Annotated in this window: 17 protein-coding genes; 8 read left to right on the forward strand and 9 right to left on the reverse strand. The window is 70.3% G+C overall.

Features of this window, described 5'->3' with window-relative positions:
* Window positions 1–257: 257 nt before the first annotated feature.
* From ACZ5CR_RS06360 to pepN (ACZ5CR_RS06370), 3 genes are all read right to left on the reverse strand, one after another.
* Window positions 258–1085, reverse strand: coding sequence for an ABC transporter permease (locus ACZ5CR_RS06360; protein WP_468854144.1), 828 nt, complete (start codon window positions 1083–1085; stop codon window positions 258–260).
* On the reverse strand, window positions 1082–2044 hold the full coding sequence (locus ACZ5CR_RS06365) for an ATP-binding cassette domain-containing protein (protein WP_468854147.1): 963 nt from the start codon (window positions 2042–2044) through the stop codon (window positions 1082–1084). Before ACZ5CR_RS06365 ends, ACZ5CR_RS06360 begins: the two co-directional genes overlap by 4 nt.
* 175 nt (window positions 2045–2219) lie before the next feature.
* A complete protein-coding gene (pepN, locus tag ACZ5CR_RS06370; RefSeq protein ID WP_468854149.1) occupies window positions 2220–4787 on the reverse strand; it encodes an aminopeptidase N in 2568 nt (855 codons plus the stop codon).
* 275 nt (window positions 4788–5062) lie between these two features.
* Here pepN (ACZ5CR_RS06370) and ACZ5CR_RS06375 point away from each other — a divergent pair, with 275 nt between their 5' ends.
* Window positions 5063–6307 carry a flavin-dependent oxidoreductase gene (locus ACZ5CR_RS06375; protein WP_468854786.1) on the forward strand — a complete coding sequence of 415 codons (1245 nt, stop codon included), beginning with the start codon at window positions 5063–5065 and terminating at the stop codon, window positions 6305–6307.
* Between the two features lie 201 nt (window positions 6308–6508).
* Window positions 6509–7024 (forward strand): DUF1203 domain-containing protein, encoded by a 516-nt coding sequence (locus tag ACZ5CR_RS06380; protein WP_468854151.1) that lies wholly within the window; start codon window positions 6509–6511, stop codon window positions 7022–7024.
* Window positions 7025–7053: 29 nt separating this feature from the next.
* Here the strand turns inward: ACZ5CR_RS06380 and ACZ5CR_RS06385 are convergent, their stop codons facing one another.
* Window positions 7054–7605: a LysR substrate-binding domain-containing protein gene (locus tag ACZ5CR_RS06385; RefSeq protein WP_468854153.1), complete on the reverse strand. Its 552-nt coding sequence runs from the start codon at window positions 7603–7605 to the stop codon at window positions 7054–7056.
* Between ACZ5CR_RS06385 and ACZ5CR_RS06390 the strand changes: the two genes are divergently transcribed.
* Entirely contained in the window at window positions 7592–8641 is a 1050-nt protein-coding gene (locus tag ACZ5CR_RS06390; RefSeq protein WP_468854155.1) for an MFS transporter, read from the forward strand. The genes ACZ5CR_RS06385 and ACZ5CR_RS06390 overlap by 14 nt on opposite strands.
* A 96-nt stretch (window positions 8642–8737) precedes the next feature.
* Here ACZ5CR_RS06390 and ACZ5CR_RS06395 read toward each other — a convergent pair whose 3' ends face one another.
* From ACZ5CR_RS06395 to ACZ5CR_RS06405, 3 genes are all read right to left on the reverse strand, one after another.
* Window positions 8738–9754, reverse strand: a complete 1017-nt coding sequence (locus tag ACZ5CR_RS06395; RefSeq protein ID WP_468854156.1) for an aspartate-semialdehyde dehydrogenase — start codon at window positions 9752–9754, stop codon at window positions 8738–8740.
* 365 nt (window positions 9755–10119) lie between these two features.
* Complete coding sequence (locus ACZ5CR_RS06400; protein WP_468854158.1) at window positions 10120–13410, reverse strand: S8 family serine peptidase; 3291 nt, start codon at window positions 13408–13410, stop codon at window positions 10120–10122.
* Window positions 13411–13686: 276 nt separating this feature from the next.
* A complete protein-coding gene (locus tag ACZ5CR_RS06405) occupies window positions 13687–14265 on the reverse strand; it encodes a CGNR zinc finger domain-containing protein (RefSeq protein WP_468854160.1) in 579 nt (192 codons plus the stop codon).
* Between the two features lie 124 nt (window positions 14266–14389).
* On the opposite strand from ACZ5CR_RS06405, the gene ACZ5CR_RS06410 reads away from it, so the two are divergent.
* The 5 genes from ACZ5CR_RS06410 to ACZ5CR_RS06430 all read left to right on the forward strand — a co-directional run bounded on the left by ACZ5CR_RS06410 (window position 14390) and on the right by ACZ5CR_RS06430 (window position 19760).
* Window positions 14390–14878, forward strand: a complete 489-nt coding sequence (locus tag ACZ5CR_RS06410) for a VOC family protein (protein WP_468854161.1) — start codon at window positions 14390–14392, stop codon at window positions 14876–14878.
* A 182-nt stretch (window positions 14879–15060) separates the two neighbouring features.
* Complete coding sequence (locus ACZ5CR_RS06415; RefSeq protein WP_468854163.1) at window positions 15061–15957, forward strand: pyridoxamine 5'-phosphate oxidase family protein; 897 nt, start codon at window positions 15061–15063, stop codon at window positions 15955–15957.
* 9 nt (window positions 15958–15966) lie between these two features.
* Complete coding sequence (locus ACZ5CR_RS06420; RefSeq protein ID WP_468854164.1) at window positions 15967–16422, forward strand: NUDIX hydrolase; 456 nt, start codon at window positions 15967–15969, stop codon at window positions 16420–16422.
* A gap of 248 nt (window positions 16423–16670) precedes the next feature.
* Window positions 16671–18452 carry a TIGR03767 family metallophosphoesterase gene (locus ACZ5CR_RS06425; RefSeq protein ID WP_468854165.1) on the forward strand — a complete coding sequence of 594 codons (1782 nt, stop codon included), beginning with the start codon at window positions 16671–16673 and terminating at the stop codon, window positions 18450–18452.
* A gap of 138 nt (window positions 18453–18590) precedes the next feature.
* Entirely contained in the window at window positions 18591–19760 is a 1170-nt protein-coding gene (locus ACZ5CR_RS06430; RefSeq protein ID WP_468854166.1) for a serine hydrolase domain-containing protein, read from the forward strand.
* Between the two features lie 133 nt (window positions 19761–19893).
* On the opposite strand, the gene ACZ5CR_RS06435 is transcribed toward ACZ5CR_RS06430, so the two are convergent.
* Both ACZ5CR_RS06435 and pepN (ACZ5CR_RS06440) read right to left on the reverse strand, forming a co-directional pair.
* Complete coding sequence (locus tag ACZ5CR_RS06435; protein ID WP_468854167.1) at window positions 19894–20949, reverse strand: hypothetical protein; 1056 nt, start codon at window positions 20947–20949, stop codon at window positions 19894–19896.
* 272 nt (window positions 20950–21221) lie between these two features.
* Window positions 21222–23798 carry an aminopeptidase N gene (gene pepN / locus ACZ5CR_RS06440; protein ID WP_468854168.1) on the reverse strand — a complete coding sequence of 859 codons (2577 nt, stop codon included), beginning with the start codon at window positions 23796–23798 and terminating at the stop codon, window positions 21222–21224.
* Between the last annotated feature and the right edge of the window lie 123 nt (window positions 23799–23921).

Here is a 23921-nt window from a genome sequence, read left to right on the forward strand (position 1 = left end):
GAGCAGTGGGCGGGCGGGGCCCCCCCCCCCCCCCCCCCCCCCCCCTTCCCCCCCCCCCCCCCCCCCCCCCCCCCCCCCCCCCCCCCCCCCGGTACGCCGAGGCGGCGGAGGAGGGGACGCGGACCAGCTGGTCCCAGCTGGTCGAGGTCACGCTCGGGTCGTGAACGTGCGGGTCAGGCTCGGGTCTTGAACGTGCGGGTCACGCTCGGGTCGTGAATGTACGGGGCACGCTCGCTTCGTGAACATGAACGTGCGGGTCACGCCCGCTTCTTGAACGTGGAGACCGCCCACACGTATCCGACGAGGGCTAGCCCGACGCACCACGCGAGGGCCGTGACCGCGTCGCCGCTCGACGGGTTGCCCGCGAGCAGCCCGCGAAGGGTCTCGATGATCGGGGTGAAGGGCTGGTACTGCGCGAACTGCCGCACACCGGCGCCCATCGTGTCCGCGGGCACGAACGCGCTGCTCAGGAACGGCAGCATGATCAGCGGCACGGTCGCGAAGCCCGCCGACTCCACCGACTTCGCGGCGAGACCGAGGGCGACGGTGAGCCAGCTGATCGAGAAGCTGAGCAGCAGGACGAGACCGAGTACGCCGAGCCAGTCGAGGGCGCTCGCGGCCGGGTCGAACCCCATCGTGAAGGCCACCGCGATGATGGCCACGCAGGCCACCAGGCAGCGCACCGTGGTGACGACGACATGCCCGGTCATCATGGCGCCGCGGGACACGTCCATGGTCTTGAACCGGTTGATGATGCCCTTCGTCATGTCGTCGTTGACGGCCGCCGACGTGGCACCGAGGCCGTAGCTGATGGCCATCACGAGCAGACCCGGCGTGGCGTAGTCGATGTAGTTCTCACCGACACTGAACGCGCCGCCGAACACCTTGACGAACATCAGCATCATCACGATCGGGAACAGGACCGCGTTGAACACCGTGGTCGGGTTCCGCAGAGTGTGCTTCAGATTGCGGCGCAGCATGATCGCCGAATCGGCCAGCGAGGTCGAGAAGGCGCCGGTCCGCGTCGGGAGCGTACTCGTGGTGACGGTGCTCGTGGTGACGGTGCTCGTCGGGACAGTACTCACAGTGCGGCCGCCTTCGTGCTCGTGTTCGTGCTCGTGCTCGTGTTCTCGGTCAGGGCGAGGAAGACGTCGTCGAGGTCCGGTGTCCGCACGGAGAACTCCGCGGCGTTGAGCGCGTGCTCGTCGAGCCGGTCGAGGAGGGCCTTCAGCGACCTCGACTCACCGTCGCTCGGCACCCGCAGGGTCAGCTCCTCGTCGTCCCGCGTGGACCCGGTCAGAATCCGCGCCGCCACGTCGAGTTCGTGGAGCTCGGCGAACCGGAGTCGGACATGGGTGCCGGGGATCTGGCGCTTGAGCTCCTCGGGGGTGCCCTCGGCGACCAGTCGGCCCTGGTCGAGTACCGCGATCCGGTCGGCGAGTTGGTCGGCCTCGTCGAGGTACTGGGTGGTGAGGAAGATGGTGGTGCCCTCGGCGACCAGCTCGCGGACGATTCCCCACATCGTGCGCCTGCTGCGCGGGTCGAGGCCCGTCGTCGGCTCGTCCAGGAAGATGATCCGCGGGTTGCCGACCAGCGTCATCGCCAGGTCCAGCTTCCGGCGCATACCGCCGGAGTACGTCGACGTCATCTTGTCCGCCGACTCCGCCAGATCGAACCGTTCGAGGAGCCCCGCGACCACCCGGTCGCCGGAGCGCACGCGCTTGAGGTCCGCCATCAGCCGCAGGTTCTCCCGGCCCGAGAGCAGCTCGTCCACCGCGGCGAACTGACCGGTCACGCCGATGGACGCGCGCACCTGCCTGGTCGCGGTCGCCACGTCGTGCCCGGCGACGCGCACCGTCCCCGCGTCGGCTTTGAGCAGCGTCGCAAGGACGTTCACCGTGGTCGTCTTGCCCGCGCCGTTCGGGCCGAGCATGGAGTAGACCGATCCCGCGGCGACATCGAAGTCGATGCCGGCGAGCACGACTTTGTCGCCGTACGCCTTGCGCAGTCCTGCGACTGTGATTGCGATTGCCGAATTCTTCATGTCCCCACCGTGGCCACGGGCCCTGTCACGCACCTGTCACCCCGCTGACACGGCCACTGACATGAGCTCTGACGCGACCCCTGACACGTCCCCTGACGCCACCCATGACACGGCCCACCCGACTGCCCTGGGGCAATCGGGTGGGCCGTGTCGTGTGTTTCGACCTACGGGAGTGCTACGCGTCCGCCTCCTGCGCCCGCAGCGCGCGCTCCACACCCGCACGGGATTCCGTGATCAAGCGGCGCAGGGCCGCCGACGGGTCCGCGGACGCGAGCCACGCGTCCGTCGCGTCCAGGGTCGCCTGCGACACCTGGAGCGAGGGGTAGAGGCCCAGCGCGATCTGCTGGGCCATCTCGTGCGAGCGCGAGTCCCACGCGCCCTTGACCGCCGCGAAGAACTTCTCCGAGTACGGGGCGAGGAGTTCGCGCTGGTCGGTCTGGATGAAGCCGCTGATCACGGACTCCTGGATCGAGTTCGGGAGCTTGTCGGACTCCACGACCGAGGCCCAGGCCTCCGCCTTCGCCTCCGCGGTGGGCCGCGCCGCACGCGCCGCCGCCACGTGCCGCTCGCCCGCGGACGTCTTGTCGCGCTCCAGCTCCGCCGCGATTCCGGCCTCGTCGAGCCGTCCCGTCGCCGCGAGCCGGTGCACGAACGCCCAGCGCAGCTCCGTGTCCACGGCGAGGCCCTCGATCGACTGCTTCCCGGAGAGCAGTTCCTCCAGGAGGTCCAGCTGCTCGTCCGTACGCGCCGCCGACGCGAACGCCCGTGCCCACGCCAGCTGGTGGTCGCTGCCGGGCTCCGCCGAGCGCAGGTGCGAGAGCGTCGCGTCCGTCCAGCGGGAGAGCGCCTCCTCGCGTCCGGCGGGGGCCGCGTACAGCTCCAGGGCCATCTTGACCTGGCGGTGCAGGGACTGGACGACCCCGATGTCCGACTCCTTGGCGATGCCGGACAGGACGAGGGAGAGGTACTCCCGCGTGGGGAGTTCCGCGTCCCGCGTCATGTCCCACGCCGACGCCCACGAAAGGGCACGCGGCAGTGACGCCTCGAAGTCACCGATGTGCTCGGTGACGAACGCGAGCGACTCCGCGTCGAGACGGACCTTCGCGTACGAGAGGTCGTCGTCGTTCAGGAGGATCACCGCGGGACGCGCGCGGCCCACCAGCTCGTCCACCGACGTCAGTTCGCCGTCGACGTCCAGCTCCACGCGGTCCGTGCGAAGGAGCTTGCCGCTGTCGTCGTCGAGGTCGTACAGGCCGATCGCGATCCGGTGCGGGCGCAGCGTCGGCTCGCCCTTCGCGCCCGTCGGGAGCGCGGGGGCCTCCTGCTTCACCGCGAACGACGTGATCTTGCCGGACGTGTCGACGTCCACGACAGGGCGCAGGACGTTGATGCCCGCCGTCTCCAGCCACTTCTTCGACCAGGTCCTGAGGTCGCGCCCGCTGGTCTCCTCCAGCGCGCCGAGCAGGTCGGACAGGCGCGTGTTCCCGAACGCGTGCGCCTTGAAGTACGCCTGCACACCCCGGAAGAACTCGTCCGTGCCGACATACGCGACGAGCTGCTTGAGGACGCTCGCGCCCTTCGCGTACGTGATGCCGTCGAAGTTGACCAGGACGTCGTCGAGGTCCTGGATGTCGGCCATGATCGGGTGCGTGGACGGCAGCTGGTCCTGGCGGTACGCCCAGGTCTTCATGGAGTTGGCGAACGTCGTCCAGGACTGCGGCCAGCGCGAGTTCTCCGCGTACGCCTGGCAGGCGATGGACGTGTACGTGGCGAACGACTCGTTCAGCCAGAGGTCGTTCCACCACTCCATCGTCACCAGGTCGCCGAACCACATGTGGGCCAGCTCGTGGAGGATGGTCTCCGCGCGCGTCTCGTACGCCGCGTCCGTCACCTTCGAACGGAACACGTACTGGTCGCGGATGGTCACCGCGCCCGCGTTCTCCATCGCGCCCGCGTTGAACTCCGGCACGAAGAGCTGGTCGTACTTGGCGAAGGGGTACGCGTAGTCGAACTTCTCCTGGAACCAGTCGAAGCCCTGCCGCGTGACCTCGAAGATCGCGTCCGAGTCGAGGAACTCCGCGAGCGAGGGGCGGCAGTAGATGCCGAGCGGAACCGACTGGCCGCCAGGACCCTCGTACGAGCTGTGGACCGAGTGATACGGACCGACGATGAGCGCCGTGATGTACGTCGAGATGCGCGGCGTGGGCTCGAAGACCCAGACGTCACCGCTGGGCTCGGGGGTCGGCGAATTCGAGATGACCGTCCAGCCGGACGGCGCCTTCACGGTGAACCGGAACGTCGCCTTGAGATCGGGCTGTTCGAAGGACGCGAAAACGCGGCGCGCGTCAGGAACCTCGAACTGCGTGTAGAGATAGGCCTGTTGGTCGACCGGGTCGACGAACCGGTGCAGCCCCTCACCCGTGTTGGTGTAGTCGCAGTCGGCGACCACCTTCAGCTCGTTCGGCCCCGCCTCCAGGCGATTGAGCGCGATGCGCGAGTCACGGAAGACGGCGGCCACGTCCAGCGAACGGCCGTTCAGGACGGCCTCGTGGACCGCCGGGGCGACGAGGTCGATGAAGGTCTCGGCGCCCGCCTCCGCGGAGTCGAAGCGCACCGTGGTCACCGACCGGTAGGTGCCGCCCTCCTGGGCGCCGGAGAGATCGAGATCGATCTCGTACGAATCAACGGTGAGCAGCTTCGCCCGCTGCTGCGCCTCTTCGCGGGTCAGATTGGTGCCGGGCACGCGGTCATCTCCTCAGGAACGTCAGGTACGACTTGTGGCGTTTCCAGCCATCCTTCCACGTGGATCCACGGGCATGGCGGGGCATCGGCCACCGGGTGCCGGGCGGGATTGTTCGCAGGCTGTCGTGCCGCTACCATCCGCGCGTCGGCTCACGCCCCGGGGGGAGCGTTCATGGGACCCAGACGATTACGGCGATTACCAGGATTGCCGCGATTACCAGGACTGCCGCGATTACCAGGATTGCGACGATTACCCGGCGCGGGGTGCGCCCCGTGATCGACGTGCTCGTCGTGGGAGCCGGGATCGGCGGGCTCACCACCGCGCTCAGCCTGCACGCCGCGGGTATCGGGGTGCGGGTCGTGGACGCGGTCGACTCGCTGCGGCCCGCCGGGGTCGGCATCAACCTTCTCCCGCACGCGGTGGGCGCGTTGACGGAACTCGGCCTCGGCGCCGAACTGGCCGCGACAGCCGTACCGACCGCCGGGGTGCTGCACTTCGACCGGCACGGCAACCACATCTGGGGCGAGCCGTTCGGCCTCGCCCGCGGCCACCACTGGCCCCAGTACTCCTTGCACCGCGGCGCGCTCCAGCTGATCCTCCTGGACGCGGTGCGCGAACGCCTCGGCGACAACGCTGTCCAGACCGGTACGGCGTACGTACGGCACGCCGAGCCGGAGGGGGCGGGGGTGGTGCGGGTGACCCTGCGGGACGTGTGGCGCGGCCGGGAGTTCGTGGTGCCGGTGCGAGCCCTGGTCGGGGCCGACGGCCTGTACTCGGCGGTCCGGTCCTGTCTGCATCCCGGGGAGGGGCCGCCGCTGTGGAACGGCGTCCGCATGTGGCGGGGCGTCACCGAGTGGGAGCCGGTGCTCGGCGGCCGGACGATGGCGATCGCGGGCAGCAACGCGGCCACGAAGCTCGTCGTCTACCCGATCTCGCGGGAGGCGGAGGTACGGGGGCGCGCGCTGCTCAACTGGGTGGCCGAGGTGCGGTATCCGGTGCACCACCACGGGGCGCAGGGCCCCGCGGACTGGAACCGCTCGGGACGCCTGTCCGACGTGCTTCCGCACTTCTCCGGGTGGCGGATCGGGGACCTGGACGTGCCCGCGCTCCTCGCCGCGACCGGGTCGACGGGGCGGATCCTGGAGTACCCGATGGTGGACCGTGACCCGCTGCCGTGGTGGGGCCGTGGCCCCGTGACCCTGCTCGGCGACGCGGCCCATCCGATGTACCCCGTGGGGTCGAGCGGGGGCTCGGAGGCGGTGCTCGACGCGCGGGTGCTCGCGCGGTGCATGGCCCTTGCCGGGGCGGACCGGATGGGTGGACTGCGGGCCTACGAGGCGCAGCGGTGGGGGCCGGCCAACGCGGTGGCCCTGGCGAATCGGGCGATGCCGGTGGACGAGGTGTTGCGGGTGGTGGCTGAGCGCGCCCCTGAGGGGTTCGCTCGGGTGGAGGACGTTTTGACGGGGGAGGAGTTGGCGGGGCTGGGGGAGGGGTATCGGCGGATGCGGGGGTATTGGTAGCGGTTCTTCTTTCCCTGGAAGCATCCAGCCCGTCCGGAGTTTGAGGACGCCCCCGCGCGGCGGGTTTTCGGGCAGGGGCAGGGGCAGGGGCAGAGGCGGAGGCGGAGGCAGGGGCGGGGTCGGGGTCGGGGTCGGGGTCGGGGAACAGCAACGTCTGAAAGCCGCCAGCGCCCGCCCCTCCCCACGCGCGACCCTCGGCACATGAACGCGACCACGAACCTGACCTACGCCCCCCGCCCCATCCACCCCACCACCCTCAAGCAACTCCGCGACACCGACGACGCGGGCCGCCCCTGCCTCCCCTACGTGGACACGGAGGGCGGCGACCCACTCCGCTGCTGCCTGCGCCGCATCGCCCCCGGCGACCACGTCGCCCTCGTCTCGTACGCCCCCCTGCGCCGCTGGGCCGAGGAGACCGGCGCCACCCCCGGCGCCTACGACGAGCAGGGCCCCGTCTTCATCCACGCCGAGGAGTGCGAGGGCCCGGCGCTGAGCAGCGAGGAGTACCCCTTCGCAAGGCCCGGCGCCCTGCGCGCCCTCCGCCGCTACAACGCCGAAGGCCACATCGTCGGCGGCCACCTGCTGGAGATCCCGGACCCGGCGACGGCAGGCTTCGACGCCGCTCTCGCGGAGGCCTTCGCGGACCCGGACGTCGCCCTCGTGCACGTCAGGGCAGTCGAGTACGGCTGCTTCCTCTTCGAGGTCCGCCGCCCTTAGAACTCCTTAGAACTCCTTAGAACTCCTTCTCAGGCAACCGCCGCCCCCACCGCCCGTGCGAACGCCCGCACCCGCTCCGTCTCCGCGTCCCCGCGCCACACCATGCCGAGCACCGAATCCGGCAGCCCCTCCACCGGCACGAACGTGACGTCACGCCGCCCGTGGTACTCCGCCGTGGGACGGCACAGCAGCATCGCCCCGCGCTCGGCGGCGACCAGCGTCAATCCCTCCTGGAGAGTCCGCACCCGGGGCGCAGGAGGAGCCGCCGTCGACGGAGCCTGCGCCGCGCGCCAGTACGCGGGCGCGGGAGCCGTCGCGGAGATCAGCGGGGTCCCGGACAGCTCGTCCGCGTGCAGTGCCGCGCGGTCCGCGAAGGGATGACGCACCGACACCGCGACCGTCTGCTGCTGGCGCGAGAAGAGCGGGCCGAGCACCAGATCCGGTTCCTCGACGGGCAGCAGCACGATCGCCGCGTCCACGTCCCCGTGCCGCACAGCGCCGAAGGGATCCGCGAACGGCACCTCCACGATCTCCGTCACACAGCTCGGATGCCGCTCCTGGAAATCGGTGATCGCCCCCATCAACCGTGCGTCCACCGTCCCCTGGAAACCGATCCGCAGCCGCCCCGCGGCGCTCGCCGCCCTGCTGCTTCCGGTCGCCGCGCGGCGCGCCGACCGGCGGACGGTGCTGTGCGCTCTGATGACCCTGCTCGCCGCCGCCAACCTCCTCTCCGCGCTCGCGCCCGCCTTCGGCGTGCTGCTCGCCGCACGGGTCCTGGTCGGGGTCTGCATCGGGGGCGTGTGGGCGATCGCGGCCGGGCTCGGCGTACGGCTCGTGCGTGAGGAGTCTGCGGGGCGGGCCACCACGGTGATCTTCAGCGGGATCGCGGTGGCGTCCGTGCTCGGCGTCCCCGCCGGTACGTTCCTGGGTGAACTCGCGGGCTGGCGCTGGGCGTTCGCGGTGATGGGCGCGTTCGCGCTCGCGGTCACCGGGCTGCTCGCGGCGGTGCTTCCCGCGCTGGCCGCTTCGGCGGCGGTACGACTCGGCACGTTCCCCGGCCTGCTGCGGAACGCGCGGCTGCGGGCGGGCTTGCTCGTGGTGCTGCTTCTGGTGACCGGGCACTTCGCCGCGTACACCTACGTCCGCCCCGTCCTGGAGCGCGTTCCCGACCTGGGCGCCGGGCTGATCAGCGGGCTGCTCCTCGGGTACGGGATCGCGGGCATCGTCGGCAACTTCGCGGGCGGCGCGCTCGCGGCCCGCGATCCGCGCCGGGCGCTGCTCGCCATCTCCGCCACGCTCGCCGCCGTGGTCCTGCTGCTCGGCCCCGCGGGCGGCTCGCTCCTGGCCTCGGTGGCGCTGCTCGTCGCGTGGGGCCTGGCCTACGGCGGGGTCTCCGTCTCGACCCAGCACTGGATACTCGCCGCCGCGCCCCACGCCCGTGAGGCGGCGTCGGCGCTCTTCGCCGGGGTGTTCAACGCGGCGATCGCCCTGGGCGCCCTGACCGGCGGCCTGGTCGCGGACGGCTTCGGGACGACGGACGTCCTGTGGCTCGGCGGCGGCCTCGCGGCCCTTGCCCTGCTCGTCGTGGGGTACGCGAAGGGGGCGGGCACCGAATAGACATCGGCGCCCGCCCCCATCGGCGTATGCGAGACCTCCGTATGCGAGACCTCCGTATACGAGACCTCAGCTCACGAGCTTCAGGCCTTGAACACTTCAGCCCTTGAGCTCGGCCGCCACCAGCTCCGCGATCTGCACCGCGTTCAGCGCGGCGCCCTTGCGGAGGTTGTCGTCGGAGATGAAGAAGGCCAGGGCGTTCTCCGCCGTCTCGTCGTTGCGGATACGGCCCACAAAGGCGTCGTCCTTGCCCGCGGCGACCAGCGGGGTCGGGACGTCCGTGAGGACGACACCCTCGGCCGACGCGAGGATCTCGGTGGCGCGCTCGGCGCTCAGCGGACGCTCGAAACGGGCGTTGACCTGGAGGGAGTGACCGGTGAAGACCGGCACGCGCACGCAGGTGCCGGAGACCTTGAGGTCCGGCACCTCGAGGATCTTGCGGGATTCGTTGCGGAGCTTCTGCTCCTCGTCGGTCTCGTTCAGACCGTCGTCGACGATGGAGCCCGCCATCGGAAGGACGTTGTACGCGATCGGCGCGACGTACTTGTTCGACGCGGGGAACTCGGTGGCCGAGCCGTCGTGCGTGAGCTTGGGCGCGTCGTCGCCGACCTTCTTGACCTGCTCGAAGAGCTCGTCGACACCGGCGAGGCCCGAGCCGGACACGGCCTGGTACGTCGCCACGACGAGCGCGGTGAGCCCGGCCTCCTTGTGCAGCGGCTTCAGGACCGGCATGGCGGCCATCGTCGTGCAGTTCGGGTTGGCGATGATGCCCTTGGGGCGGTCCGCGATCGCGTGCGGGTTGACCTCGGAGACGACCAGGGGGACCTGGGGGTCCATCCGCCAGGCCGACGAGTTGTCGATCACGACGGGACCCTGCGACGCGACCTTCTCGGCGAGCGCCTTCGAGGTGGCGCCACCGGCCGAGAACAGGACGATGTCAAGGCCGCTGTAGTCGGCCGTGGAGGCGTCCTCGACCGTCACACCGTCGAGGGTCGAGCCGGCCGAGCGGGCCGATGCGAACAGGCGCAGCTCGTCGACGGGGAAGTCCCGCTCGACGAGGATCTTGCGCATGACCGTGCCGACCTGACCGGTGGCTCCGACGATTCCGACCTTCACAGGGATGTCCTCCGTATGTGCATGGGCACAGGCGTTGGCCTGTGCGTTCCATCATGCGTCTGTCCACGGTCGCCTTGTCCAATCCATTGTCCGGAGTTCGGGATGTCACATTTCCGCGCACCTTGATCGAACCCGGATCGAACCCGGATCGGATCCGGATCGGCCCTGGATCGGACATTCCGGGCGCCCCCGGCAGCGTAGAGGAAACGCGGGGACCACAGGGAGGACGGAGGCGCGGGGGAAGGGCAAAGGGACGGAGGGGGGACGGAGTGCTGGGCGGCGCGGACACGCGCCGGGCGCGAAACACCGGCCGGGCTGGAATCATCCAGCCCGGCCGGTGCGGGTGATCGGTGTATCGGCGGCTACTAGGGAGCCGTCACCTTCTCGATCAGGACGCTGCCGGTACCGGCAACCGTGCCCCGCCCGTTCAGGAGAGCCACCTCACCGAACAGCTGGCGTCCTTCGGCCGCGGGTGCGTCCGCCGCCACTTGGGCGGTGACCTGGGCGGATGCCCCGTTCGCCAGCTTCACCGGCGCCGAACCGTCGACCTTGACGGAGCCGAGCGCGCCCGAGAAGAAGACGTCGCGGTAGTCGTACGCGGTGGTGCCGGACGGTACCGAGTAGCCCGCCACCTCGATCTCGTACGTCCCCGCCGCGGGCTTCGTGAGGCTGACCGACTCCTCCGAGTCGCCCTCCGCCGACGAGCCCACGACCTTGCCGTCCTTCAGGACCGACAGGTCCAGGTCGGCCGCGACGTCCGCCGTCGACCCGATGGCGACGTCGAGCCGCTCCGCGCCCTCGGGCACGACCACGGTCGTCGTCTGCGTCTCACCCTGCTTGATCGACGGACGCGCCGCCTTCGCCGAGCCGAGCGAACCGCCCTTCAGCTTGCCGTCCACCGCGGCGAAGTTGTTCGTCACCTTCCAGGAGACGGGCGTCGGCGTGCCGACCTTCGCCTCCGGAACCGTCTGCACGGCCGGGTCGAACGCGACACCCAGAGTGGAGACGTCCAGCTTGTAGGGGTTGTCCAGGAGCGGGGACGTCCTGCGCGACTCGACCTCGATCTCCCACACGCCCGCCTGCGGCTCGGGGTACGAACGCAGGTCGGGGCGGCAGGTGTTGGCCGGGTTGTCGTAGTTCGAGTAGCAGACGAGCGACGACGTCGAGTCGATCGGAACGCCGTACGGGTGCACCGCGATGAACCGCGTCTGGCTCTTGCCCTTCAGGCCGCCGAGCGCCACCTCAAGGGACTTGGCGCCCTTGGGGACCGTCACGAAGTACGACTGGGTGCTGTTGCGCTGCACCGAACCGGACGCCGAGAACGTGTGCGTGGGCTTCGCGAGCGGCGACGAGACGACGACCGTCGACATGATCTGCTGGTCGACGCCCTCGGTGCGCTCGTCGTCGACGGTCAGGATCGCGCTGTGCAGACCGGCCGACTTGGCCTTCGCCTGCACCTTGACGGTGACCGGCTTGTTCAGCGGCAGCTTCACCTCGTCGTCGCCGAGCAGGCGGAAGGTGCCCTCGTGGTTGTTGACCAGGTCCAGCTCGTGACGGACGGAGCGGTCAGGGCCCGAGGTGCGGGTGATCGTGACGTCGTACGTCCGCTTCTCGCCGGTCTTCAGGCCGCCCTCGCGGTCGTAGACGCCGGTGCCGGGCTTCTTCAGCTCCTGGTCGAGCGCGGTGTCGACCGGAGCCTTCACCGTGTACGTGTACGCCTTCGCGTCGTCCTCGATGGCCTTCCAGGCGTCGACGACGTCGATCAGGCCTGTGCCCTGCGCGTACGCCTGCTCGCCGCGGATGTGGCTCGCCGTCGAGGTGAGCGCCGTACGCAGCTTCGCCGGGGTCAGGTCGACGTGCTCGCGCTTGGCGGCGGAGAGGAGGAGTGCCGACGCGCCTGCCGCCTGCGGGGACGCCATCGACGTGCCCTGCAGCATCGAGTAGCCGGCCGGGAGCTTGTAGCCCGCCTCGGCTGCCGGGGCGCCCGGCAGCCAGGTCTGCGTGGTGTTGATGGCCGAGCCCGGCGCGGAGATGATCGGCGCGAAGCCGCCGTCCTCGCGCGGACCGCGCGAGGAGAACGGCATCATCGCGTACGACTTCTTCACGGCGGAGCCGTAGTTGGCGGCCCAGGTCTCCTTGGAGATGGAGGCGCCGACGGAGATGACCTTGTCGGCGAGGCCGGGGTCACCGATGGTGTTCGCGCCGGGGCCGCTGTTGCCCGCGGAGATCACCAGCTGGACGCCGTAGTCGTCGATGAGGCGCGTGTAGAGCAGTGCGCGCGCGTTGTTGCCGTCGTTCAGGGCCGGAAGCCCGCCGATCGACATGTTCACGATGTCGACGCCGCGCTTTGTGACGAGGTCGATCATGCCCTCGGTGAGCGCGACGTTCGTGCAGCCGCCGCTCCAGGTGCAGGCGCGCGAGGAGACCAGCTTGGCGCCGGGCGCCGCGCCGTTCATCTTCTTGCCGCCGAACAGGCCGTTGGCCGCGGTGATGCCCGCGACGTGCGTGCCGTGCTCGGACTCGATGACGCCGATGTTGACGAAGTCGGCCTTCTTGCCGACCCAGTCGCCGCCGTACGGGTCGGTCGGCACGTCCTTGCGGATCTCGACGACGAAGGGGACGCGCTCGACGACGTCGGTCGCCGGGTCGTCCTTGCCGAAGTAGGCGACCTGGTGGTCTTCCTTGTACGGCTTGAGCACCTCGTCGTCGGTGAAGTCGTTGTTGTCGTTCAGGTCGACGCGGACCGTCCCGGCCGCCGGGTCGTAGAGCACGCCCCAGCTGTCGGTGGTGTCGCCGTCGCGGTTGATGTCGCCGTTGGCGTCACCGCCGGTGGTGGCCGACTCGCGGAAGCGGTTGACCTGGTAGGAGCCCGCGGGGGCCTTCCACGTCTCGCTCTCCCAGGTGAAGACGGGGCCTGAGACGGGGTTGGTCATCCGCCGCCAGGTGCCGTCCGCGTCCACGATCGGGTCGGTCGCGGTCACCCAGTCGGTGATCTTCCGCTCGCCCGTGGTGGTCTTCTGGAGCGCGGGGTGACCGAGGTCGACGCCGGAGTCCAGGATGCCGATGGTGGTGCCGCGGCCGTCCGCCTTCGGATTCTTCTTCACGAAGTCGACGGCGCCCGTCTCGAAGGACGGGTTGTACGGGTTCTTCGCCGGGGTGTTCTTGCCGGGTCCCGCGTACGTCCCCTTGGCGGCGGCCTTCGCGCCCTTGGCCCGGTCGGCCGAGGGCGTCGGGTCGTCGAGCTCGATCTCGTGCCGCAGATCGATGCCGTGCACGGACGACAGCTTCCCGGCGGCCTTGATGGCCGCTTCGGCCTTCGCGGTGGGCACGGTGGCGCGTACGTAGCCGAGCTTGTCGTACGTCCGGCCGACCGAGCCGCCCTTGACGGCGTCGAGCTGGTCGGCGACCTGCTCGGTGGCGCCGGGTGCGGTGGCCACCATCATCGTGACGGTCTTCTCGCCGTCCGCCTGCGCGGCGGCGAGCAGCTCGGCGTCGGCCGAACCGAGCTTCTCCTCGGCGGACTTCGGGGTGCTCTGGCCCCCGGGGTCGCCGTCGGCCGCGAGGGCCATGGGTATGGGACCGGCGGCGGAGAGCGCGGCGGTCAGGCCGACGGCTATCGCGAGACGGGTCGTGCGTCTAGCACTGGATCTGTGCATCAGCGTCCCTGTACGTAAAGGTCGAAAAGGTCCGGAATCCGGAACCGGATGACCGCTCAGCCTTACGTAAGTGACTGCTGTTTGGGGAGAGTTGTCCGAGCTGTGATCAGGGCATGACGTAATTCCGCCATCCGCCATGCCGGACAAGGCGGTGGATAGAGGGACTTGCTCCGGGATTTTCCGGGGGGCATGGTCGGTCCCCGTCGGGCCTGGTCGGTCCCGGTGGGGTCCGGTGGGTCCGGTCGAGTCCGGTGGGTCCGGTCGGGTCCGGTGGGGTCAGCTCTCGCGCGAGCGCGCGTAGTGCCGCGACGCCTTCGCGCGGTTGCCGCAGGCCGCCATGGAGCACCAGCGGCGCGTGCCGTTGCGTGAGGTGTCGAAGAAATGCAGGACGCACGTGTCGTGGGCGCAGCCGCGGATCCGGTCGGGCGCGGTGGCGAGGAGGTTCAGGTAGTCGCGCGCCGCGAGCCAGGCCGCACCCCATGCCGGGTCCTCGAACTCGGGCTCCTCGCCGGGGCCTTCCGGGGTGAGGGTCGCGCGGATGCGGCCGTGCCCCAGGACCGCGTCGACGCGGGCGATGCCCGTCGGCTCGCCGGGCGATTCCACCGCGGATGCGAGTGCGTCGCGGGCGCGCAGCACGTTCGCCAGGGTCGGCCCGTCGGCGGCGAAGCGTGTGTCGAGGCCGTTCGCCGCGAGCCAGAGCGCGAGCCCTTCGGTGTCCGTGAGCAGGTCCCGGCGCACGCCGTCGTGATTCCAGACGGTGTTGAGCAGATCGAGGGAGAGCGGCTCGCCGACGAGCGGGCGGGGGTCGTGGGGTGCCTTGGCGGTGGCCTCGGCGGCGGGCCTGGCGTCGGACATGAACGTTCCCTTCGGTGCTAACCACTCAAGAGTACGTGACCGGTTGACGGGCTTGACTTCTAACTCTTAAAGTTGCTTTCAACGGTTAGCTAATAGAGCGTCCGAAGCAGCCAAGGGGAGAGCCATGACGACGTCCACCACACCGCGCACCGGCCACATCGGCCTGAACGTCACCGACCTGGAGCGCTCGCTCGCGTTCTACCGGGACGCGCTCGGCTACGGCGTGCTCGGCGAGGGCAAGGAGGAGGGCCGCCGTTACGCCTTCCTCGGGGAGAGCGGCCCGGAGAGCGGCGAAGAGGGTGGCCAGGGGGGTGGGCGGCCCGTACTCACGCTCTGGCAGCAGGCCGACGCCGCGTACTCCGCGGGGAACGCCGGCCTGCACCACCTCGCGATCGAGGTCGACACGATCGAGCAGGTCAGGGAGTACGAGGGCGCGCTGCGGGCGTACGGGGTGGAGTTCGCGTACGAAGGGGTCGTCCCGCACGGTGAGGGCTCGGCGTCCGGCGGGATCTTCTTCCACGACCCGGACGGCACGCGCCTTGAGATCTACGCCGGCGTGGGCGCCTCGGGCCGGGCCCCGGTGCCGGCTGCGCCGACGTGCGGATTCTTCTAGTCCCTTGGCCCGTTGGCCCGTTGGCCCGTTGGCCCCTTGGCGCCATGGCCCCGTGACCCCTTAGTCCCTGACCCGCACTTTCGCGGCGGAGTACCGTCTGCCGTCCGCGGGTTGTTCGTGGCTGGTCGCGCAGTTCCCCGCGTCCCTTCGGGCGCTCCCCCTGATTGCTCGGCAGGAGTGACATGACCCAGCAAGCCCCGTACCACCACGGCTCCCGCGCCGTTCAGGATCTCGTCGGTGTGCGGGAACTGGCCGACCACGTGGGCCGGTCCATCGGCGACGGCATCCGCCCCGTCGCCGCCGCCTTCCTGGAGATCCAGCCCATGCTGGTGATCGGCGGCGCGGACGGGGCGGGCGGCGCCGTATGGGCCTCGCTGCTCACCGGCGAACCCGGGTTCGTACGGGCCACAGGGCCGAACCAGATATCGATCGCGGGCGGCCTTCGCCGGGCCGACCCCCTCGCGCGGGCCCTCAAAGAGGCGGGCACCCCCGTGGGCACCATCGCCCTTGACCCCCGCACCCGGCGCCGCATGCGGCTGAACGGCCGGGCGCGGCCGACCCCCCGGGGTCTGGCGATCGAGGCCGATCAGGTCTTCTCGAACTGCCCGAAGTACATCCAGAAGCGGCAGCTTCCGCCCGGTGCCATGCCGGGCCGTCCGTCCGCGCCCCGCCACGGAGTGAAGCTCACCGGCGACCAGCGCGCGTTCGTCGCCGAGGCGGACACCTTCTTCCTCGCCACCGTCCACGCGGAAGGCGCCGACGCCAGTCACCGGGGCGGCAACCCCGGCTTCGTCCGCGTCACCTCTCCGTACACGCTGGAGTGGGACGACTTCCCGGGCAACTCCATGTTCCTGTCCCTCGGCAACCTCGCCACCGACCCCCGCGCCGGGCTTCTCTTCCTCGACTGGGTGACCGGCATCAGCCTCCAGCTCACCGGCACGGCCCGCACCGAACACGGCGACGACGGGACCCGCACGGTCCGCTTCACCCTCGCCGAGGCGGTCCAGACCCTCGGCGCGAGCCCCTGGAGCTGGACCTCTCCGGAGTACTCCCCTGCCAATCCCCTCCAGGAGGACTAGCGTCACTCTGTGCATAAAGAACTCCGGGTGGCGGCCTACGCCGTATGCGTTCAGGACGGACAGCTGCTGCTCGCCCGGTGGGTGGCGGGCGATGGCAGCAAGCGCTGGACGCTGCCCGGCGGCGGGATGGACCACGGGGAGGATCCGTACGACACGGTGATCCGCGAGGCCGACGAGGAGACGGGGTACGTCATCGAGCCCGTGGTGCTGCTCGGCGTCGACTCGCTGCGTCGGCGCTACCCGCGCAAGCTCGGCGCCATCGCCGACTTCCACGGCCTGCGGATCGTCTACGAGGCGCGGATCACCGGCGGCGAGCTGCGGCACGAGCGGGACGGTTCCACCGATCTCGCCGCCTGGCACGACCTTGACGCCGTCCCCGGACTCGAACGGGTCGGGCTCGTCGACATCGGGCTCGACCTGTGGCGGAACCGGCCCGACGACGGACACCTGACGGTGCCCTCCTGAGACTGCGCGGCGCCTCGCCTTCCCCGAAAGGTGAACGTGGAGTGACCGCTTCCTCTCCGCCCGGAGAGGGGTGTGTGACCGCGCAGGGTGCCTGATGATCCACGTACGGTGATCGGCGTTGCCCGTTGCTGTCTCGTTAACGCGCAGGTCATTCCGGATGTCAACGATCCAGTACGAGCGGGAATCTCGCCTACTGCGGAGCTCCCCGCGACCACTGCCGACGCGTTCGCAACCGGGGAGACCGCGCCATGCCGCGCATACGCCACGTCGCCACCGCCGCCCAGACCGCCACCCACTCCGCCGTCCGTGCCGTGGACCGCCGGGCCTTCCTCGCGACCACCGCGGCCGTCTCCCTCTCCGCCGGTATCGGATACGCGATGCGGCCCGCGAGCAGCCACGCCGCCACCGCCGGGCCCGCCCCCGTCGCGCTCTCCCGGCAGGCGCCCGCCGCGCCCCTGACGCCCTACCGGGACGGCACCACACTGCGTACCGTCGCCGCCCCGCGCGGCACCTCCGGCTACCGGCGCCTCGGCGACGGGCCCGCCTGGGACCGGGTGGTCCGCGGTGACCTGGCCGCCGCCAAGAGCGGCCGCGAGGGACGGCGTACCTCGCTCGCCGCGTTCGTCCAGTTCACCGACCTGCATCTGGTCGACGTGCAGCACCCGCTGCGGTACGAGTACCTGCGCGCCCAGACCGCCAGTGCCTGGCGCCCGCAGGAGGCCCTCTCGGTGGCCGGAGCGGTCGCGCTCGTCGAGCGGGTCAACGCGCTGCGCGGGGCGCCCGCCACCGGATCGCCGCTGCACTGCGTGGTGACGACGGGCGACAACACCGACAACAACTCCCGCTCCGAGCTCGACTGGTTCCTCAAGACCATGAGCGGCGGGCGCATCAACCCCAACACCGGTGATCCGCGCCGCTACGAAGGCGTCCAGGACAGCGGCCTCAAGCTGTACTGGCACCCGGACGACGACCTCCGCGACTCGGACAAAGCCCTCGGCTTCCCGCAGGTCGACGGCTTCCTGGACGCGGCGCTCCGCGAGGTCAACAGCCCCGGCCTCGGGCTTCCCTGGTACTCGACCGTCGGCAACCACGACGCGCTGCCCGGCGGCTGCTGGGGGCCGGGAGACTCGTACTTCACCGAGTTCGCCGTCGGTGGCAAGAAGCTGATGTCCCTCGACGAGTCGCGCGGCGCCGCCCTGTGGAAGGCCGTCAAGAAGGGCCGCGACCCCAAGGGCGCGCAGTTCAAGGAGCTGCTCAAGAGCGAGGCGCGGCGGATGCGCTCGGTCACCCCGGACGAGAGCCGCGCGCCCTTCACCCCCGCCGAGTACGTCAAGGCCCACCTCGACCCGGCGTACAAGGGCCACGGCCCCGCCGGACACGGCTACACGCAGGAGAACCTCGACGCGGGCACCCAGTACTACTCCTTCCGCGTCAGCGAGGACGTACTCGGCATCAGCCTTGACTCGACGGACCCCGGCGGCCACTACGAAGGCTCGCTCGGCAAGGCCCAGATGGACTGGCTGGAGCGGGAGCTGAAGGCGAACGAGGAGAAGGACGGCGGCGGTTCGTACGTCATCGTCTTCAGCCACCACACCAGCAGGACCATGCGCAATCTGCGCCAGGACCCGGACCGCCCGCGCGAGGCCAGGCACGGAGGTGACGAGATCGTCGCCCTCCTCGCCCGCCACCGTTCCGTACTCGCCTGGGTCAACGGGCACAGCCACAAGAACGACATCACCGCGCACCAGAGCCCGCACGGCTCCTTCTGGGAGGTCTCCACGGCCTCGCACATCGACTTCCCGCAGCTGGCCCGCGTGGTGGAACTGAGCGACAACCACGACGGCACGCTCTCCCTCTTCACCACCCTCATCGAGTCATCGGCCCCGCACCGCACGGATTACGCCGATCTCTCGCAGACCGGCCTCGCCGCGCTCTACCGCGAACTCTCCTTCAACGCCCCCGGCGCCAAGCCCGCCCTTGGCGGTGAGCCGGGCGACCGGAACACGGAACTGATCCTCAAGAAGGGCTGAAACCCGCTCAACCCGCGCGAGGCGGTCAACCTCCACATCGCCCCCGTGAGTCCCCCCGGACGTCATGTGCAGCACGTTCGTGAGCAGCACGTCGTGAGCCGCACGTCGTGAACAGCACGTCGTGAACAAGGGGGAGAGATGTCAGCGCGCAAGAGAGCTTTGATGGGCGTGGCCGCAGGAGTGGCCATGACGGTGACAGCGGGAGCGTTCGCGGCCCCGGCGCTGGCTGCCGGGACGCCCGGTGGAGGGGCCGGGCACGGGGATCGGCACCGGGCGACGCAGAAGGCGATGGAGGCCGCCGTCAACGAGGACGCCCCCGGCGTGACCGTCCAGGCCAAGGACAAGCACGGGGCCTGGAACGCGGCCGCGGGCATCGGGGACCTCGAACGGCAGAGCCCGCGCGGCGCCCACGACCGGTACCGCGTCGGCAGCATCACCAAGACCTTCGTCTCGACGGTGCTGCTCCAGCTGGTGGCCGAGGGGGAGCTGAGCCTCGACGACAAGGTGGGGCGGTGGCTGCCGGGCGTGGTCGAGGGCCACGGCCACGACGGCGACCGCATCACGGTCCGCCAGCTCCTCAACCACACGAGCGGCATCTTCGACGTGACGGCCGACAAGGGCTTCCAGGACAAGGTGTTCAGCGAGAAGTTCCTCGCGCACCGCTACGACACCTGGACCGCCGAGCAGCAGGTCGCGATCGCCATGCGCCACGAACCGGACTTCGCGCCCGGCACGGACTGGAACTACTCCAACACCAACTACCTCCTCGCAGGAATGATCATCAAGAAGGTGACGGGGAAGTCGTACGCGGACGAGATCGAACGGCGCATCATCAAGCCGCTCGGTCTGGGCGCCACCAGCGTGCCGGAGACGGACTCCGCGATGCCGAAGCCGAGTTCACGGGCGTACACGAAACTGTCCGACGCCCCGGACGCCAAGAACCACGACGTCACGGAGCTCAACCCGTCGGTGGCGGGCTCGGCGGGCGGGATGATCTCCGACTCGGCCGACCTGAACCGCTTCTACACGGCCCTGCTGCGCGGCAAGCTCCTGCCGAAGAAGCAGCTGGCCGAGATGAAGACGACCGTCGAGCAGGGGAAGGACAACCCCGACGAGCGGTACGGGCTCGGCCTGGAGAGCCGCAAGACCTCCTGCGGCACGGTGGTCTGGGGGCACGGCGGCGACATCCACGGTTCGGCTTCGATGGCGCTGGCGACTCAGAACGGCGGCCATGCGATCGCCGCGAACTTCAACGGCCCGGACGGCGACCGCCAGGCGATCCTGAACGCGGAGTTCTGCGGTAAGTGACTTAAGAAGTAGTGGTAAGTGACGTGAAAAGTACGGGAGTTGCGTACGAGAAGGGGGCGGGACCGTCGCGCGGTCCCGCCCCCTTCGCTCCCCTCCTGCTCCCCCTGCTCTCCTCCTGCCCCGCTTGCTCGGGTTATCGCGGCAGCACCACCACGTACGCCGCCGGATCACGGTCGGCCGAGGCCATCAGCGCGGTCCGCATGACGGTCGCCTGCTGTTCGAGGGACTCGCGCAGCTTCTTGGGCGTCAGATGGACGACCGTGATGCCGAGCCGCTCCAGGTGGTCGCGCTTGCGGGCGTACTCGGACCACTGCGCGTCGTCGTCCTGCCGGAGGCCGTGGCGGGGTGCCCGGGTGTCCAGCTCGACCGCGACGGCCAGATCGGGCCAGTAGGCGTCGACGCCCCCGAGGTGCGGCCCGCCGGGCAATCGCAGGTCGACGTTCCACAGCGGATCGGGCAGGCCGTGCTCGGCGACCATCCGGTAGAGACGGTCCTCGGCGATGGCACGGCCTTCGGCGAGCAGAGAGTCCACCGCGTCCACGACATGCGGCCGGGTGAGCAGCTTCGCCTGGTTCAACTCCCGCACGATGGCGGCCGGTTCGCAGTGTCCACCGCGCACCGCCTCCGTGAGCAGCCTGCGCACCGCGCCCGCCTCGGAGAGTCCCGCCACGGCGTCGGCCAGCGCGCGCGGCACCGGGGCCACCGGAACTCCGGCGATTTGTACGGCGGTCGGCAGCGCCTGGGTCCGCACGAGGCGGACGAACCCGGTGGACCGCAGCCGCCGCGTGCGGGGGAGCAGGACGTCGATGCGGTCCAGGGAGAGCAGCGGGGGAGCCGACGAGAAGCGGTGCAGGGTGAGCGCCGCGAGTCCCGTGATCAGGGCGTCGGCGTACGGGGCGTGGGGGGCGCCCGCGCAGGGCTGTGCGGGCACGGTCTTCGCCGCCTTGGCCGGCGGCCGCCCCGCGAACAACAGGGCGCCGTGCAGGCGCTCTTCACTGGTCGGCGGCCCCGGGTGCAGCAGGCAGACCCCCGGGAGCAGCTGCTGCCAGGGCCCTTCCGGGCGGCAGTGCGCCGCGGCGTCGGCTGCGGTGATGCCGTGGGCGCGGAGCTGGGCGGTGCTCATCACGCGGCGCTGGACGTCGGCGAGGTGGTGGAGGGGGCGGGGGGAGAGCGGGGTGTTGTGGTTCATGACGGGGCCCTTCCCGCTGCTGATCCATCCCCTAACCGCTGTTACACGCCCGTCGACATAACCGGACAACCCCGCACTAAAGTGCAGACGTTCGACTGCCGAAAAGGTCCGTTTGCGTTGGGTACGTTCCAGCAGTCGCGCTCAGTCCCCTTCGAGGGCCCCGCCGCGAGCCCCTCCGCAAGCCTCTTCGCAGGATCCTCCGCGGGCCCTACGGGTGGGCACATCGCCGAAGCCGCCGAGCGGCAACGGCCGGTGCGCCCACCCCGTTTGACCTACGAAGCGGCAGCCGCATCGCAACTCTGCGCCCGCAGCGACCTGGCGAGGTCGTCCCGGGCTTCGAGCACGAGCCGCCGCAGTGCCGGCGCGGCCGACTCATGGGACGCGAGCCACGCGTCCGCCGCCTCCAGCGTCCCCTGATCGTCCTGGAGGTGCGGGAAGAGACCCTTCACCACGTCCATCCCGATCTGGATGGACCGCTCGGCCCACACCCGCTCGATGGCGGCGAAGTACTTGGGCGCGTACGGAGCGGTCAGCTCACGCTGCGAGGCCCGTGCGAACCCCGAGATCGTCGCCCCCACCAGCGCGTTGGACAGCGAGTCGGACTCCACCACGGAGGCCCAGGCCTGCGCCTTGACCGCCTCGGAGGGCCGCGCGGCGAGCAGCCGCACCTGGTGCCGCTTGCCCGAGGCCGTGTCGTCCCGGGCCAGTTCGGCGGCGAGCGTCTGCTCGTCGGCGACGCCGGCCGCGGCCAGCGGGCCGAGGAAGGACCAGCGCAGCTCCTGGTCGACGTCCAGGCCGTCGATCTTCGCCGTCTCCGCGAGGAGGCCCCGCAGCAGCTGGAGATCGGCCTCCGAAGACGCCACCGCGGCGAAGAACCTCGCCCACGTCAGCTGGTGCTGGCTGCCGGGTTCCGAAACCCGCAGCTCCCGCAGCGCGCCCTCGGCGAGCGCGCGCCCGCCTTCCTCGCGCCACTCCGGGGCCGCGTAGAAGGTGAGGGCCGAGTCCGCCCAGGTGTGCAGCATCTGAAGGACGCCGATGTCGCTCTCGCGCCCCGCGAACCGCAGCACGAGCCCGATGAAGTCCCGCGCGGGCATGAGCGCGTCCCGCGTGAGGTTCCACAGCGCCGACCAGCACAGGGCGCGGGCGAGCGGGTCGGTGATGTCGCCCAGGTGCTGCCGCAGCGTGTCGAGGGAGGTCTCGTCGAAGCGGATCTTGCAGTACGTCAGGTCGTCGTCGTTGACCAGGACCAGCTCGGGCGCCTCGGCACCGGCCAGCTCGTCGACGGTCGTACGGGGGCCCTCTACGTCGACCTCCGCGCGCGCGTACCGCGTCAGGTCGCCCTCGGGGGTGCGGCGATAGAGGCCCACGGCCACGCGGTGCGGCCGCAGTTCGGGGTGCGACTCCGCGGCATCCTGCACCACGGAGAGCTCGGTGATCCGGCCCTCCGCGTTCAGGATGACCTGCGGCGTGAGGGAGTTGACGCCCGCGGTCTGGAGCCACGACTGCGACCAGGACGCCATGTCGCGCCCGGAGGTCTCCTCAAGGACCGAGAGGAGGTCGCCGAGCCGGGTGTTCCCGTACGCGTGCCGCTTGAAGTAGCGCCGCGCGCCATCGAGGAACGCGTCACGTCCGACGTAGGCGACGAGCTGCTTGAGGACGCTCGCGCCCTTCGCGTACGTGATCCCGTCGAAGTTGAGCTTGGCGTCCTCCAGGTCGCGGATGTCGGCCGTGACCGGGTGCGTGGAGGGCAGCTGGTCGGCGCGGTAGGCCCATGCCTTGCGGTTGTTGGCGAAGGTGATCCAGCCGTTGGTGAAGCGCGTCGCCTCGACCATCGAGAAGGAGCCCATGAAGTCGGCGAAGGACTCCTTGAGCCACAGGTCGTCCCACCAGCGCATGGTGACGAGGTCACCGAACCACATGTGCGCCATCTCGTGCAGGATGACGTTGGCCCGGCGCTCGTACGACGCCTGGGTCACCTTGCCGCGGAAGATGAACTCCTCGCGGAAGGTCACGAGGCCGGGGTTCTCCATCGCGCCCAGGTTGTACTCCGGGACGAATGCCTGGTCGTACTTCCCGAAGGGGTAGGGGTAGTCGAAGTTGTCGTGGAAGAAGTCGAGCCCCTGCTTGGTGACCAGGAAGACGTCGTCCGCGTCGAAGTGCTTGGCGAGCCCCTTCCTGCACAGGGCGCCGAGCGGGATGTCCAGCGTCGTGCCGTCGTCGAAGGTGCGGCTGTAGGAGTCCGTCACATAGTGGTACGGGCCCGCGACGACCGCGGTGATGTAGGTCGAGATCGGCTTCGTCTCGGCGAACTTCCATACCCCGTCGACCAGTTCACCGGAGCCGTTGGACCACGCGGTCCATCCCTCGGGAGCCTGCACCTCGAAGCGGAAAGGCGCCTTCAGGTCGGGCTGCTCGAAGTTGGCGAAGACGCGGCGCGAGTCCGCGGGCTCGTACTGCGTGTAGAGATAGACCTCGCCGTCCTCCGGGTCGACGAAGCGGTGCATGCCCTCGCCGGTGCGGCTGTAGGCGCACTGGGCGTCCACCACCAGTTCGTTCTCCGCGGCCAGGTCCTCAAGGGTGATCCGGGTGCCGTCGAAGACCTCGGAGGGGTCCAGGTCCTTGCCGTTGAGGGACACCGCGGTGACGCTCGGGGCGATCAGGTCGGCGAAGCTCGTGGCGCCGGGTTCGGCGGAGCGGAAGCGGATCGTGGTGACGGAGCGGAACGTGCGCGGCTCCTGGTCGCTCTCGCCGATCGCGGAGCGCAGGTCGAGAAAGACCTCGTACCCGTCGACGGACAACAGCGCGGCCCTCTCCTGGGCCTCGTCGCGGGAAAGATTCTCACCGGGCACGGGCGGCACTCCTTTGTACTCGCGGGGGAAAGTCGTGGATCGCACGACCTGTACGAATGTCTACGATCCTCGCATGTGCCCCCAGCGCGCGGTATCCGGGAATGCCCAGGTAGATCACTGACG

It is taken from the genome of Streptomyces sp. NPDC031274, from assembly GCF_055570235.1.